The sequence below is a fragment of the Arthrobacter sp. NicSoilC5 genome (assembly GCF_019977395.1).
GTDB lineage: Bacteria > Actinomycetota > Actinomycetes > Actinomycetales > Micrococcaceae > Arthrobacter.
Window position 1 is genome coordinate 2282872 of the sequence record NZ_AP024660.1, and the last position, 13049, is coordinate 2295920.

Genomic DNA, 13049 nt, shown 5'->3' on the forward strand with positions numbered 1-13049 from the left:
GGCCGTTATGGAATGTACATAACGGCCTCTGCTGTTGATGCTGTTGGTCAGGCGCCGGGGTTCAGGACCACCTTGATGCAGCCGTCTTCCTTCTTCTGGAACTTCTCGTACAGGGCAGGCGCCCCGTCCAGGCCCGAACGGTGGGTGACCAGGTCCATGACACCCAGCGGATCGCCGTCGTCCTCCACGAGCGGGAGGATGTCATCGGTCCAGCGACGCACGTTGCACTGGCCCATGCGCACCTGGAGCTGCTTGTCGAACATGGTGAGCATCGGCATGGGGCTGGCCTGTCCGCCGTACACGCCGCTCAGGGACAGCGTGCCGCCGCGGCGTACCGCGTCGATGGAGGCGTGCAGGGCCGCGAGTCGGTCCACGCCGCCGGTCTCCATCGCCTTCTGGGCCAGCTTGTCGGGCAGGAAGCCCAGCGCCTGGTGGGCAAATCCTGCCACCGGGGATCCATGGGCTTCCATGCCGACGGCGTCAACCACCGCGTCCGGGCCGCGCCCGGCGGTCATGTCCCGGAGTTCGTCTCCAATGGTCTTGCTGTAATCGAGCGTTTCCACGCCGTGCCGTGCCGCCATTTCCCGACGTTCAGCGACGGGGTCGATGCCAATAACCCGGAAACCGCGGTGCACCCCGATGCGGCTGGCGAACTGGCCAACCGGCCCCAGGCCGAACACTGCGAGCGTGCCGCCCGCCGGGACGTCCGCGTATTCCACGGCCTGCCAGGCGGTGGGGAGGATGTCGGAAAGGAACAGGTAGCGTTCGTCCGGAAGCTCGCTGCCCACCTTCACCGGCCCGTAATCGGCGTGCGGCACGCGCAGGTACTCGGCCTGGCCGCCGGGGACTGACCCGTACAGCTCGGAGTAGCCGAAGAGGGCGGCGCCGGATCCCTTTTCCTTGACCTGGGTGGTCTCACACTGGGACTGCAGGCCCTGCTTGCACATGTAACAGGAGCCGCAGGAAATATTGAACGGAACCACCACGCGGTCGCCCTTGCGGAGATTCGAAACGCCACTGCCTACTTCCTCCACGATGCCCATCGGCTCGTGGCCAATGACGTCGCCCTTGTGCATGTAGGGGCCCAGGACCTCGTAGAGGTGCAGGTCGGAGCCGCAGATCGCGGTGGAGGTGATCCGGACGATCGCGTCCGTGGGTTCCTGGATGACGGGATCGGGCACTTCTTCAACGCTTACCGACCGCTTTCCTTGCCACGTCAGTGCTTTCACAGTCTCCCTTTCGTCTACTGTGCCCCTGGAGTTCTCCCGGGGCGGGGCAGGGCACCCGCGGGCACCCTTTCTTCGACGCTATCTGTTTTGGGCGAAAAAAGTAAGCATGCTGATTAAAAGCTTGTGGCCGCCGTCGGCTGCTCATAGCGTAGGAAGGGACCAAGGGAAGACCACGTGAAAGAGGAACGCCATGTCGTTGTACCAGCCGGAACCGGTCGAGATCTCCACCCGAATGCGTCCGGGTGAATGGACGGAAGAAAGCCTGGCGGAACTGGTCAGCACCTACCGCACGCGCGTCCGGGAAATGGGGGCGCCGGCCACAGAGGTGGCCACCGACATCGAGCGGAACGACGACGGCTCGGTGAAGGTGGTGGTGTCGTGGACAAAGCCCGCCATCGCCGGCGACGAGGATTCCGTGCCGGGCGGGCAGCCACTGTAGGCCGGTCAGCCTTCCTAGCGGTGCGGCTGCAGCGCAAGCAGCCGGCCGATGGCGCTTGAGCCCAGGTTCTGCAGCAACTGACGCGGCCCGTCGAAGACCTCAACGGCACCCGCTTCGCGGAGTTGTGCCGCCTGGATTCCACCGCAGGTAAGTCCGATGGCAGGAATGCCCAGCGCGCCCGCCGCCTTCATGTCCCATACAGCGTCGCCCACGTAAACGGCATTGGCAGCCTCGACACCCACGGCCTCCAGGGCGGCTTCCAGGATGTCCGGTGCAGGCTTGCTCTCCTCCGCGTCGTTGGCGCTGGTGGCGGCATCAATGAAGGAGTCGGCGTCCAGCACGGAGCGCATGACCTGCAGGTCCCTTTCCCGCGCCGAGGACGCCAGGGCCACGGCCAGGCCTCCGGCATGGCACTGGCCCAGCAGGTCCTTGGCGCCATCAAGGGTGCGGAGCGAGGGCCAGTGCGAGGCATACAGCGCGCCATGGCTGGCCATGATGTCCTCATCCTCATCCCGGTTCCGGCCATCCGGAAGGAGGGTGTCCACCAGCCGGGCGCCGCCCATGCCCACGAGCTGGTGGATGGCTGCCATGGGGACGTCGTGGCCATACTGGCGGAAGGCATTCCACCAGGCGATGGTATGTATGTACGACGTGTCGATCAGCGTACCGTCGACGTCAAACAGGACCCCCCGGCGGGGGCCGCCAGGGGGTGTGGTGGATTCGGCCATCAGCCCACCGCTGCCCGTCGGGCGCCGGGGGCCTTTTTCAGCTTGGCCGCTTCCTCCTTGGGAGAACTGACCGGCCGGACGCGTTCCCGGATGACGGATCCGGCGCCGTCCAGGCTCTTGTCCCGGATCAGGCCCGTGCCGGCAATTTCCCGGGCCATCGCAACGCCCGCCACAGCGGCCCGCTTGGTGGGGAAGGTAACCGAGATGGCCATCAGGTTCCCGCTTCCGTCCATCATCCTGATCCGGTAACCGCCGTCAGGGGCATCCACGAGTTCGAAAAATCCGGCCATAACTATCACTCCTCCGTCAATCACGGCACTGTGCTTGGGAGCACTCCATGAGGTGTTAGTAAGTATACTTATCTATCCTGCGAAGGAGAAGTTCCAGCCCCGTCCGCGCCGCCTCAGCGCGTATCCGCCTGTGCAGACGGAAGGGGGGTGTCACTGCGCCGAACCGTATCCTGATGAAGCTCCAGGGCGCTAGTCACAAGGGCGAAGTGGCTGAATGCCTGCGGTGTGTTACCCAGTTGGCGCCCGGCTTTCACCGCCCACTCCTCGCTCAGGAGCCCCACGTCGTTGCGCAGTTCCAGCAGGCGTTCGAAGAGCTCGCGCGATTCCTCGTGGCGCCCCGCCCCCAGGAGCGCCTCCACCATCCAGAATGAGCACGCCAGGAAGACGCCCTCGTCGCCCGGCAGGCCGTCGTCGCTCTCTTCCGGCTTGTACCGCAGCACGAAACCGTCCTGGGTCAGCTCCCGCTGAATGGCGTCGATGGTTCCTATGACCTTGGGGTCGTCGTTCGGCAGGAAACCCACCCTCGGAATCAGCAGCAGGCTGGCATCGAGCTCCGGCCGGCCGTAGGACTGCACAAACGTATTGCGCCGGGCATCGAACCCGTTGGCCATGATGTCCCCGCGGATCTGCTCCCGCAGCGCCTCCCAGCGCTCCACCGGACCCGGCAGCCCGGACTCCCGCACGCCCTTCACCATCCGGTCCGCGGCCACCCACGCCATGACCTTGGAGTGGGTGAAGTGCCGGCGCGGCCCCCGCATCTCCCAGAGCCCGTTGTCCGGCTGGTCCCAGATGGTTTCCAGGTGCTCCATCAGGGCGATCTGCACGTCCCAGGCCTCATCCGTGTGCTTCAGCAGCGAGTTCCGGGTCAGCGCGAGGCAGTCAAGGACCTCGCCCCACACATCCAGCTGGAACTGTTCCGCAGCCGCGTTTCCGATCCGCACAGGTGACGAGTTTTCGTAGCCCTTCAGCCAGGGCAGCTCCATCTCGGGCAGCCGCCGCTCGCCATGGATTCCGTACATGATCTGCAGGTCGGCGGGGTCGCCGGCCACGGCCCGGAGCAGCCAGTCCCGCCAGGCGGCCGCCTCGGCGGTGTATCCGGCGGCCAGCAGGGCCTGCAGGGTCATGGCGGCATCCCGCAGCCAGCAGTAGCGGTAGTCCCAGTTCCGCTGGCCGCCCGGCTGCTCCGGAAGGGATGTGGTGACGGCGGCGACGATGCCCCCGGTGGGGGCATAGGTGAGCGCCTTGAGCGTCACCAGGGATCGGACCACCGCGTCCTGGTATTTTCCCTTGACGGTGCACTGCGAGGACCAGCCCCGCCAGAATGCGTAGGTGCTGTCAAGGACGTCCTCGGCATCAACACTGACCGGCCGGCCCACATGGCTTGGTGCCCAGGTGAGCACGAACGGCACCTTCTCGCCGGCGCTCACGGTGAAGTCGCTGATGGTGTGCATGTTCTCGCCGTGCAGGGGCGCAGGGGTGACCAGGTAGACGGCGTCCGGGCCGGCAATGGCGTGCAGCCCGCGCTTGTCCTTGCGGACCCATGGCACGATGTGGCCGTAGTCGAACCTCAGGACCAGCTCCCCGTGCATCTTGACTGTGCCGCTGATGCCCTCCACGATGCGGACAATGTCAGCAACGGAATCTCTGGGCGGCATGAAGTCCGTGACCCGCACCGTTCCGTCCGGCGTCTCCCACTCCGTATCCAGCACCAGGCTGCCGTCGCGGTAGCTCCGCCGGGTGCACGGTCCGCCGCCCTCCGGCGCCAGCAGCCAGCGACCCGAGTCAGGGGTGTCCAGCAGGGCGTTGAAGCACGCCGGGGAATCGAACCGCGGGAGGCAGAGCCAGTCAATGGAGCCTTCCTTGCTGACCAGCGCCCCTGTTTGAAGGTCGCCAACTACCGCATAGTCTTCGATTCGCGCCATGACATTACCCTGCCACACGGGGCTCCGAAGGGAAGGGGAGTGTGCAGGTGTAGCCTGAGGCAAATGGCTATCCACATCGGCACCTCCGGCTGGAGCTACGACCACTGGGAGAACGTCCTGTACCCGCCCGGGCTGCCCGTCCGGGACAGGCTCCAGTGCTACGTCGCCAGGTTCAGCACGGTTGAACTGAACGCCAGTTTCTACCGGTGGCCCAGGGACACCACCTTCGCAGGCTGGAACAGGCGCCTCCCGCCCGGATTCAGCATGTCCGTCAAGGCACCCCGCGGGCTGACCCACGCACGCAAGCTCTATTCACCGGAGGTGTGGATTGAGCGCATCACCAGGTGCTGGCATGAGCTGGGGGACAAACGGGCCGTGCTCCTGGTCCAGCTGCCGCCGCAGCTGGAGCGCGACGACGCCCGGCTGGATTATTTCCTGGCCGCGCTCCCCTCCTGGATCAGGGTGGCCGTGGAGTTCAGGCACCCCAGCTGGGATTGCCCCGAAGTGTTCGCCCTGCTGGAGCGGCACCAGGCGGCCTACTGCATCATGAGCGGCGCCAACCTCCCCTGCATCCTGCGCACCACCGCGCCGTTCGCCTACGTCCGGCTTCACGGGCCGGATCACGAGCACCTGTACGGCGGCTCCTACTCGGACGCCGACATGCACTGGTGGGCAGACCGGATCCGCGAGTGGGACGGCGCGGGCATCGACGTGTACGCCTACTTCAACAACGACGGCGGCGGGAACGCTGTGCGGAACGCCGAGACCCTGCGGGCTTTCCTGGGCGTCAGCTGATGCCTGCTGCCGCCCTGTGGCAGAGTTAGGGCATGGACACGGCTCCGCAGAACCCAGCCCCGGACACGGCACACACACCGCGGCAGAACAAAAAAGGCCAGTACGCACTGTCGGGAAGCCAGTTCTTCCGGCTGGCGCACAGGCTCTCTGATGCGGTCAACGATGTCCGGATCACCCTCGCCAAACGGTGGGACTTCGTGCCCCAAACCATCGCCTACCAGGGCTACGGTTCCACCACCCGGGTACGGGTGCTGGGGCGGGTGCTGCTGACCCAGAAGCCGTTGCCGGGGAGCAAAGCCGAGCACGAAGCGAAAAACGGGAACCAGAACATCCGGGGCTGGCGCGCCTTCACCGGGGTGCCGCTGCAGTTTACCGACGTCGAAATCACCATCGGCGACGTGGTCACCCACGTCACGGCGGACCGGGGCGGACTCATCGACACCGAGGTGGATGTCCAGCTGTCCCCCGGCTGGCATACGGCAGTCCTGCGCGCCGAGGGAACCGAGCCGGCGGAAGCACTGATCCAGGTCATCGCGCCCGGGGTGCAATTCGGCATCGTCTCCGACATTGACGACACCGTCATGGTGACCGCCCTGCCCCGGCCGTTCCTGGCGCTGTGGAACACCTTCGTGCTCAGCGAACGGGCGCGCATGGCCACGCCGGGAATGGCCGTGCTGCTGGACCGGCTGACCATTGAGCACCCCGAGGCTCCGGTCATCTACCTGTCCACCGGCCCCTGGAACGCCGCCCCCACGCTGGGGCGCTTCCTGACCCGCAACATGTACCCCAAGGGCGCGCTGCTGTTGACGGACTGGGGCCTCACCCAGGACCGCTGGTTCCGCAGCGGCCAGGACCACAAGCACCGCAACCTGGAGCGGCTTGCCGAGGAATTCCCGGACATGCGGTGGCTCCTGATCGGCGACAACGGCCAGCATGATGAGGCCATCTACTCCGCCTTCGCCGCCGGGAACCCGGAAAAGGTTGCGGCCATCGCCATCCGGCAGCTGTCCGTCAGCGAATCGGTCTTCGCCGGCGGCCACTCCGAGGACGGCGACCACACCACCTCCCGGGTGCCGTGGATCTACTCCCCGGACGGCGCCGGCATCGCCAAGCAGCTCGCCATGCTGGACCTGCTCCGGGGCTGACCATTCCGGGGCCGGCCCCGTTGCGTCCTACGCCCCGGCACCCAGGGGTGCGCCGTCGTCGGGCGCTTCATTGCCCAACAACTCCCCGTTGTCGAGCAAATCCCCACTGTCCAGCAAATCCCCGCTGCCCAGCAAATCCTCACGGTCCAGCACATCCTCACTGCCGAGCAGATCCGGAACCACGGCCTGGGCGATGCTGGCGTCAGCAGCGGCAGCCAGGTCACGTTCCTCGATGAGCTCCTGGTACCAGAAGTAGGATGCCTTGGGCGTGCGGTCCAGTGTCTCAAAGTCGACGTGCAGCAGGCCAAAGGGCTGCTTGTAGCCGGCGGACCACTCGAAGTTGTCCAGGAAGGACCACACGTAGTAGCCACGCAGGTCAACGGACTCTGCCACGCCGCCGGGGGCCGTGGCCCGCAGTGCGGTTTCAAGGTGGTCGGAGATGTACTTCAGCCGCCGCTCGTCCGGGATGAACCGGGTGTTGGTGGACTTGTCCCGGACGATGATGTCCTCGAAGCTGGCGCCGCCTTCGGTGATGATCACCGGCGGCAGGTTGGGATACCGGTCCGCCATCTCCTTCAGGGCCACGGCCATGTACTCCGGCTTGACCGGCCACCCGTAGGCGGTGATGTCCGCTTCCGGCCAGGCTTCCACGTGGAATGGCGTGGCACCGCTGCCCGTGGCGTTGAGGTCGCTGCCCATGGCTTCCGCCATGCTCGACGGCACTGTACCGCTGCCTGGCCCCGCCGCCACCTTGGTGGGCATGTAGTAGTTGAGCCCGTAGAAGTCCAGGGGCTGGGAAATGATCTCCATGTCCTCGTCGGGGTGTTCAAAGGAGCTGAAGAACTTTGCGGCGCGGATCAGGTCGGGGTATTTGCCCGTCAGGACCGGGTCCGCGTAGAGCCGGTTCTGGCCCAGGTCCATAACCCCGGCACTGATCTTGTCCAGCGGGTTGATCGAGTTCGGCACCATGGGCGAGTAGACGTTGGTCATCCCGATTTCGCCCGGCACCTTGGCAGCGCGCAGGGCCTGGACGGCGAGCCCGTGGCCCAGCAGCTGGTGGTGGACGGTGGGGAAGGCGCCCAGGGCCAGCTCCTTGCCGGGTGAGTGCAGGCCGAATGCATAGCCATTCGCGCTCACGGTGGCCGGTTCGTTGATGGTGACCCAGCGTGCCACCCGGTCCCCGAACGACTCAGCCACGATCGCGGCGTACTCCCCCAGCCGGTAGGCGGTGTCCCGGTTCATCCAGCCGCCTGCTTCATCCAGTTCCAGGGGCGTGTCCCAGTGGTAGATGGTGGCCATGGGCGAGATGCCGTTGGCCAGGAGCTCGTCCAGGAGCCGGTCATAGAACGCCAGCCCTGCGCGGTTGGCCGGCCCGGTCCCGCCGGGCTGGATGCGCGGCCAGGAGAAGGAGAACCGGTAGGAATCGACGCCCAGCTGCTTCAGGAGGGCCACGTCCTGCGGCATCCGGTGGTAATGGTCGGTGGCCACCACGGGGCTGTGGTCCTCCACGATGGCGCCGGGCCTGGCCGCGAACCTGTCCCACCCCGAGGGCCCGCGGCCATCCTCATCCAGCGCCCCTTCAATCTGGAATGCTGCGGTTGCGACGCCAAGCGTGAACCCCGGGGGGATGAGCGCTGCGAGGTCCTTGGCGGTGATGTGCATTGGGGTCCAGCCTTTTGGTCACGGTGGTTTGGGTACGTCCCAGAATGTCACAGCGCAGGACGGCTGACGAGCAGCAACTCCGCGGCGGGCACCGGCGGCTACTGTGAACCGAAAAGGAACTCCTTGGCGTGCGCCACTGCCTTGCGGAAGGCGTCGTTGCGCAGGGTCACCAGGTGCTCGGAATCGCCGTCGGACGGTTCCAGGTAGCCGGTGTACCCGGGCCGCAGGACCCAGATGTCCCCCGCCGGGGGCAGGTAGAACACGCCGAAGGAACGCTGCTGCCTCTCGTCGGCCGTCCAGACCGGGACCACCGCCAAGGCCGCACCGGTGGCAGGGTTGATCCACTGCGCGCGCGGCAGCGGCTGTTCGTGCGCCTCGGGGTCCAGGAAGGGCGCGGTTCCCGGACCCCAGCGCTGCTCAAAGCGCTCATGGAATGCGGGAATGAGGTGTGAATCGTAGCGCCGCCAGTCGCTCATGCAGCTTTCCGCCTCCTTGGATGAATGGCACTGCGTTGGTTGGTTTTCCGGGGTTCAGGGCCCGCTTCAGGGCCGGATTCAGGACCAGCTTTAGGGCCGGGGCCGTTTTCAGGCCCAGGGCCCGCTCTCCCACCGCACGGGGGTGACACGGATGGGAGGCCCGGACGGGCCGCCGGTGCTGCGGACTTTCCGGACCGGAACGATGGTGGGCACCGCCGCCGTCAGCCTCCGGTCGTACTCGGCCCGGCGCCCGGGGTCACGCAGCACGTTGAACGCCTGCATGATCTCCAGGAGTTCGTCACGCTGCCCGGGGTTGCGCGCCACCGCCGGCTGGCTCCCCCCTGGCTGATTGTTCCCGTCCGCCTGCGCGCCGTCCATGTCCGGATGGTGGCTGCGCATGAGGGCCCGGTACGCATGGGAGATTTCCTGCCGGGTGGCATCCCGGCCCACGCCGAGGATGGTGTAGTAATCGGGGACGTCATTCATGCCAGCCTCCTGCTCCGCCGGTGCCCCTGCCGGGCCGGCAGGGGCACGCGAAGGAAAGCCCTACGTGTTGATCTGCTGCATCCCGCCCTGCTGGGTCTGGATTTCGATCCTGCGCGGCTTGGCCTGTTCTGCAACCGGTATCCGCAGGGTCAGGACGCCCTGGTCGTAGCTGGCCTTGATCTTGTCGGTGTCCAGGGTGTCGCCCAGGATCAGCTGGCGGCTGAACACGCCGCGGGGACGCTCAGAGGCCACCAGTTCCACATTGGGCTGCGTGGGGTCCTGGCGCTCGGCCCGCACAGTCAGGACGTTTCGCTCGACGTTCAGGTCCAGCGAATCCACCTTCACTCCGGGAAGGTCGAACGCCACCACGAACTCGCCGTCCTCCTGCCAGGCGTCCATGGGCATGGCGGCCGGACGGGCGGCAGTCCCAAAGACCTGCTGCGTGAGCCGGTCCAGCTCACGGAACGGGTCCGTACGCATCAACATCATTTCCCACTCCTTCAGCTTCCAAGTGTTGATCTGCGTCTGCTCCACTATCACCTAATCTATGGTGGTGGATATAGATTTTTTATAGCACTCGTGGGAAACTGAAGCAAGACACGGGCCGCAGCGATTTTTGGGAGTACACATGGCAGAACCTGATGCGGGACGGCCTGCGCGCTCCGCCGGCTCACGGGCCCTGTACGCCATCTCGGTGGCCGCGGAGCTCACGGGAACCGGGCAGCAGAACATCAGGCTGTACGAAACCAAGGGGCTGCTGACGCCGTCGAGGACAGCAGGCGGCACCCGCCAATACAGCGATGACGACATTGCCGTACTGCAGCGGATCGGCGAGCTCCTCGAGGAGGGGCTGAACCTGGCAGGCGTTGCCAAGGTCCTGGAGCTGGAGGCGGCGAATGTGAAATTGCACAGGGCCCTGAAGCGCGCCAGGTCCCGGCCGCAGTGATGCAGCCGGGACCTGGCTGCAGCGAATCAGCCGAGCGACACAACCGGAATCAAGCAGCCGCGGTGACGCAACTGCAGTGAATTAGCCTGCCGGGGAGGGCGTTACTCCCGGGCGGATTCTTCCTTCGACAGCTCTCCCGTGACCGGCTCCCCGGGGATTCGCGCTGTCCGCCAGGTGTCCAGCGCGATGACTCCGCCCAGGATGAGCAGCGAGAGGGAAAACGATGCAAGGGTATCGGTGGGCCAGTGGTAGCCCAGGTAGAGCCGGCTGCCGATGGCGAGGATGATTCCGATTCCGGCCCCGATGAAACCGAACACCGCTGAGCGGGGGTTCCGGCGCCGGGAGAAGATCAGGTAGGCGCCCACCAGCAGGAAGTCGCAGGCTCCCAGGACGTGCCCGGACGGGTACGAGAAGGTCTGGTCCGCACCGAACAGCATCTGGTCAACGGGAGGCCGCGAGCGCTGGACGATGTGCAGGATGATCTGGGAGATGATCACCCCGGTCAGCATCGCGGACGCCAGCAGGATGGGGCGCCAGGCGTGTTTGGCCGCGAAGCCCCAGACGAGGATCACCACCAGCACGATGATGGGCAGGGCGATGGGGCCGAAGAACACGGCCAGGAAGATCATGAACGCGGTAAGTGCCCCTGAACGGGTTGTCAGCAGCCAGTCGTGCACCGGCTGGTCTGCAACGGTAAGGCCGACACCCTGCACCACGCTGATCAGCGTGGCGATAAAGAGTGCCAGCCCCACCACCGCCAGGATGACCGATGCACGGTAAAGGCGGCGCCGGTCGGCAGGATCGATGTAGCGCTCCTCCACCACGAACTTCTCATGGAAGGTGTGCCACCTGCCCGAGTTTCTCTGCGTGACTGCGGAACCTGCTGATTTTTGTGCCAATGTGCTGCCCGTCCCTGCGCCCTGTTGAATGCACGCCGTGTATGCGTGTTGTTGAATGCCTAGGCTGAAGATTATCCCCATGATTGGCCATTCACTCCATCACCGGGTCACCGGCCATGGAGCCGGCCCCGGCCAGGTAGGGCGCCAGGGCGGCCGCCACGGCCAACGGCAGGGCCGGTCCGGGCGACTAGTACGACCCGGTGGTGAACTGCCAGCTCCGGCCGGCCAGCGGATTGCCGGCGAGGTCGCGGATCCCGGCGGCCCCTCCAACCAGGGTCACCGTATACCGGGCATTGGCGGCCAGGGGTTCCTGGGGATCGAGGATCCACTGGTTGGTGGTGCCGTTGCGGTAGACAGAGGCTGCCACCAAGGCACCGGTGGAAGCGTTCTTCAAAGTGAATGTGGCGGTGCCGGCGCCCTGGACGGCTTCGCTGAAGGTGGCGCTGACGTTGCTGTTCCTGCGGACCAGGAGCGCATTGCTGCCCGGGGTGTAGCTGGTGAGGGTGGGCGCGGGACCGGTGGTGAAACTCCAGCTGGTGGTGGCCAGTGGCGTGCCTGCCGCGTCGCGGATGGCAGAGGTTCCGCCGGCCAGGGTGGCCGTGTAGGTGGTGTCCGCGGCGAGGCTTGCGGCCGGGTCAAGGGTGGCGGTCCTGGTGGTTGCGTTGTACGTGACGGTGGCGGCAATGTTGGTCCCTGCGGCGTTTTTGAGCACGAAGGTCGTGGCGGACACGCCCTGGACGGCGGCGCTGAAGGTGGCCGCCACGTTCGTGCCCGCGGCCACGGCGGTGGCCTTGGCGGCCGGCGAAACCGAGGTGACGGTCGGGGCAGGAGCAGGGGCAGGAGCCGTGGCGTCCGCACCGGTAAACAGCAGGCGGTTCGGGGTACCCGCGGTGACGCCGGTGACCACCCCGGAGGTGGCATTGGCTGCCAGTGCCGCGGCCACGTCCGCCGGTGCCAGGGCGGGGTTCTGCGAGAGCAGCAGGGCAGCGGCGCCGGCGGTGTGCGGAGCCGCCATGGATGTTCCGGACATGGACGCCGTGGCCGTGGTGGAGGTGTAGTAGTCGGAGGTGATGCCGACGCCGGGAGCATACAGGTCAACGCAGGACCCAAAGTTGGAGAACGATGCCTGCTTGTCGGTTGCATCGCTGGCCGCCACGGTGACGGCGCCGGACACGCGGGCAGGTGAGCCCGTGCAGGCGTCCACAGCGGAGTTGCCCGCGGCCACCACAGTGGTGACGCCGTCAGCCAGGACGGCCTGGACGGCGCTGTCCACCGTGCTGCTGGCCGCTCCACCCAGGCTGAGGTTGGCCACGGCCGGTGTTCCGGCTGCATGGTTTGCGGCGATCCAGTCCAGGCCGGCCACCACGTCCGAGTTGTAGCCCGACCCGCTGCAGTCCAGCACCCTGACCGGCACCAGGGTGGCGCTCTTGGCGACGCCGTACGTGGACCCTGCCACCGTTCCGGCTACGTGGGTGCCGTGGCCGTTGCAGTCAGTGGTGCCGTTGCCATCCGCCACGGCGGTCCAGCCCGCCGCCACCCGGCCGCCAAAGTCGCTGTGCGAGGCCAGGATGCCGGTGTCCACCACGTAGGCCGTCACACCGGCGCCGGACCCGGTCCACGAGTAGCTGCCGGAGAGCGGCAACGCCCGTTGGTCGGCACGGTCCAGGCCCCAGGGGGCCGGCTGCTCGTTCCCGGAAACCGTGAGGGGGGCGTCCGGTTCCACCGACAGCACCTTCCCCGACCTGGCAAGGGCTGCCGCCTGGGCGGGGGTTGCGGTGACAACGGCGCCATGGATTGCGTGCTCAAACGTGCGGCCGACGGCGAGGCCCTGGCCGCGCAGTCCGGCCGTCTCTGAGGCGACGTCCGCAGTGGGGGCGTACTGGACGATGTAGCGTCCGGTTGCAGCGGCGGCGGGTTGGACAGTGACAGCAGCCGCGATAGGAGCAGCGGCGGCGGGCAGGGCTGCCGTGGAAAGGACGACGGCGGAGAGCATCGCCGTGAGCGCAGGCAGCACGAAGAATCGGGTACGCAT

14 protein-coding genes are annotated in these 13049 nt (G+C 66.7%); 4 read left to right on the forward strand and 10 right to left on the reverse strand.

Annotation, left to right across the window (positions count from 1 at the left end):
• Nucleotides 1–47: 47 nt before the first annotated feature.
• Nucleotides 48–1229 (reverse strand): zinc-dependent alcohol dehydrogenase, encoded by a 1182-nt coding sequence (locus tag LDO22_RS10680; RefSeq protein WP_224027064.1) that lies wholly within the window; start codon nt 1227–1229, stop codon nt 48–50.
• A 190-nt stretch (nt 1230–1419) separates the two neighbouring features.
• On the opposite strand from LDO22_RS10680, the gene LDO22_RS10685 reads away from it, so the two are divergent.
• A complete protein-coding gene (locus LDO22_RS10685; RefSeq protein ID WP_224027065.1) occupies nt 1420–1668 on the forward strand; it encodes a hypothetical protein in 249 nt (82 codons plus the stop codon).
• Nucleotides 1669–1682: 14 nt separating this feature from the next.
• Here the strand turns inward: LDO22_RS10685 and LDO22_RS10690 are convergent, their stop codons facing one another.
• The 3 genes from LDO22_RS10690 to LDO22_RS10700 form a co-directional block, all read right to left on the reverse strand.
• Complete coding sequence (locus tag LDO22_RS10690) at nt 1683–2396, reverse strand: HAD family hydrolase (RefSeq protein WP_224027066.1); 714 nt, start codon at nt 2394–2396, stop codon at nt 1683–1685.
• The gene (locus tag LDO22_RS10695; protein ID WP_141159327.1) at nt 2396–2686 is read right to left on the reverse strand and encodes a ribosomal protein L7/L12; all 291 of its coding nucleotides are present in this window, start codon (nt 2684–2686) and stop codon (nt 2396–2398) included. Before LDO22_RS10695 ends, LDO22_RS10690 begins: the two co-directional genes overlap by 1 nt.
• 113 nt (nt 2687–2799) lie before the next feature.
• The gene (locus LDO22_RS10700; protein WP_224027067.1) at nt 2800–4608 is read right to left on the reverse strand and encodes a glycoside hydrolase family 15 protein; all 1809 of its coding nucleotides are present in this window, start codon (nt 4606–4608) and stop codon (nt 2800–2802) included.
• Nucleotides 4609–4671: 63 nt separating this feature from the next.
• On the opposite strand from LDO22_RS10700, the gene LDO22_RS10705 reads away from it, so the two are divergent.
• Together LDO22_RS10705 and LDO22_RS10710 are read left to right on the forward strand one after the other, a co-directional pair.
• Nucleotides 4672–5403 (forward strand): DUF72 domain-containing protein, encoded by a 732-nt coding sequence (locus tag LDO22_RS10705; protein WP_224027068.1) that lies wholly within the window; start codon nt 4672–4674, stop codon nt 5401–5403.
• Between the two features lie 32 nt (nt 5404–5435).
• A complete protein-coding gene (locus tag LDO22_RS10710; RefSeq protein WP_224027069.1) occupies nt 5436–6548 on the forward strand; it encodes a phosphatase domain-containing protein in 1113 nt (370 codons plus the stop codon).
• A gap of 27 nt (nt 6549–6575) precedes the next feature.
• Here the strand turns inward: LDO22_RS10710 and LDO22_RS10715 are convergent, their stop codons facing one another.
• The 4 genes from LDO22_RS10715 to LDO22_RS10730 all read right to left on the reverse strand — a co-directional run bounded on the left by LDO22_RS10715 (nt 6576) and on the right by LDO22_RS10730 (nt 9658).
• Complete coding sequence (locus LDO22_RS10715) at nt 6576–8210, reverse strand: family 1 glycosylhydrolase (RefSeq protein ID WP_224027070.1); 1635 nt, start codon at nt 8208–8210, stop codon at nt 6576–6578.
• Nucleotides 8211–8308: 98 nt separating this feature from the next.
• A complete protein-coding gene (locus LDO22_RS10720) occupies nt 8309–8686 on the reverse strand; it encodes a hypothetical protein (protein ID WP_224027071.1) in 378 nt (125 codons plus the stop codon).
• 108 nt (nt 8687–8794) lie between these two features.
• Nucleotides 8795–9172 carry a DnaJ domain-containing protein gene (locus LDO22_RS10725; RefSeq protein ID WP_224027072.1) on the reverse strand — a complete coding sequence of 126 codons (378 nt, stop codon included), beginning with the start codon at nt 9170–9172 and terminating at the stop codon, nt 8795–8797.
• 60 nt (nt 9173–9232) lie between these two features.
• Nucleotides 9233–9658: an HSP20 family small heat-shock protein gene (locus tag LDO22_RS10730; protein ID WP_159635154.1), complete on the reverse strand. Its 426-nt coding sequence runs from the start codon at nt 9656–9658 to the stop codon at nt 9233–9235.
• A gap of 142 nt (nt 9659–9800) precedes the next feature.
• Between LDO22_RS10730 and LDO22_RS10735 the strand changes: the two genes are divergently transcribed.
• Nucleotides 9801–10118: a MerR family transcriptional regulator gene (locus LDO22_RS10735; protein WP_159630611.1), complete on the forward strand. Its 318-nt coding sequence runs from the start codon at nt 9801–9803 to the stop codon at nt 10116–10118.
• Between the two features lie 101 nt (nt 10119–10219).
• Here LDO22_RS10735 and LDO22_RS10740 read toward each other — a convergent pair whose 3' ends face one another.
• Together LDO22_RS10740 and LDO22_RS10745 are read right to left on the reverse strand one after the other, a co-directional pair.
• Complete coding sequence (locus tag LDO22_RS10740; RefSeq protein ID WP_224027073.1) at nt 10220–11017, reverse strand: phosphatase PAP2 family protein; 798 nt, start codon at nt 11015–11017, stop codon at nt 10220–10222.
• A 187-nt stretch (nt 11018–11204) separates the two neighbouring features.
• The gene (locus LDO22_RS10745) at nt 11205–13049 is read right to left on the reverse strand and encodes a S8 family serine peptidase (RefSeq protein ID WP_224027074.1); all 1845 of its coding nucleotides are present in this window, start codon (nt 13047–13049) and stop codon (nt 11205–11207) included.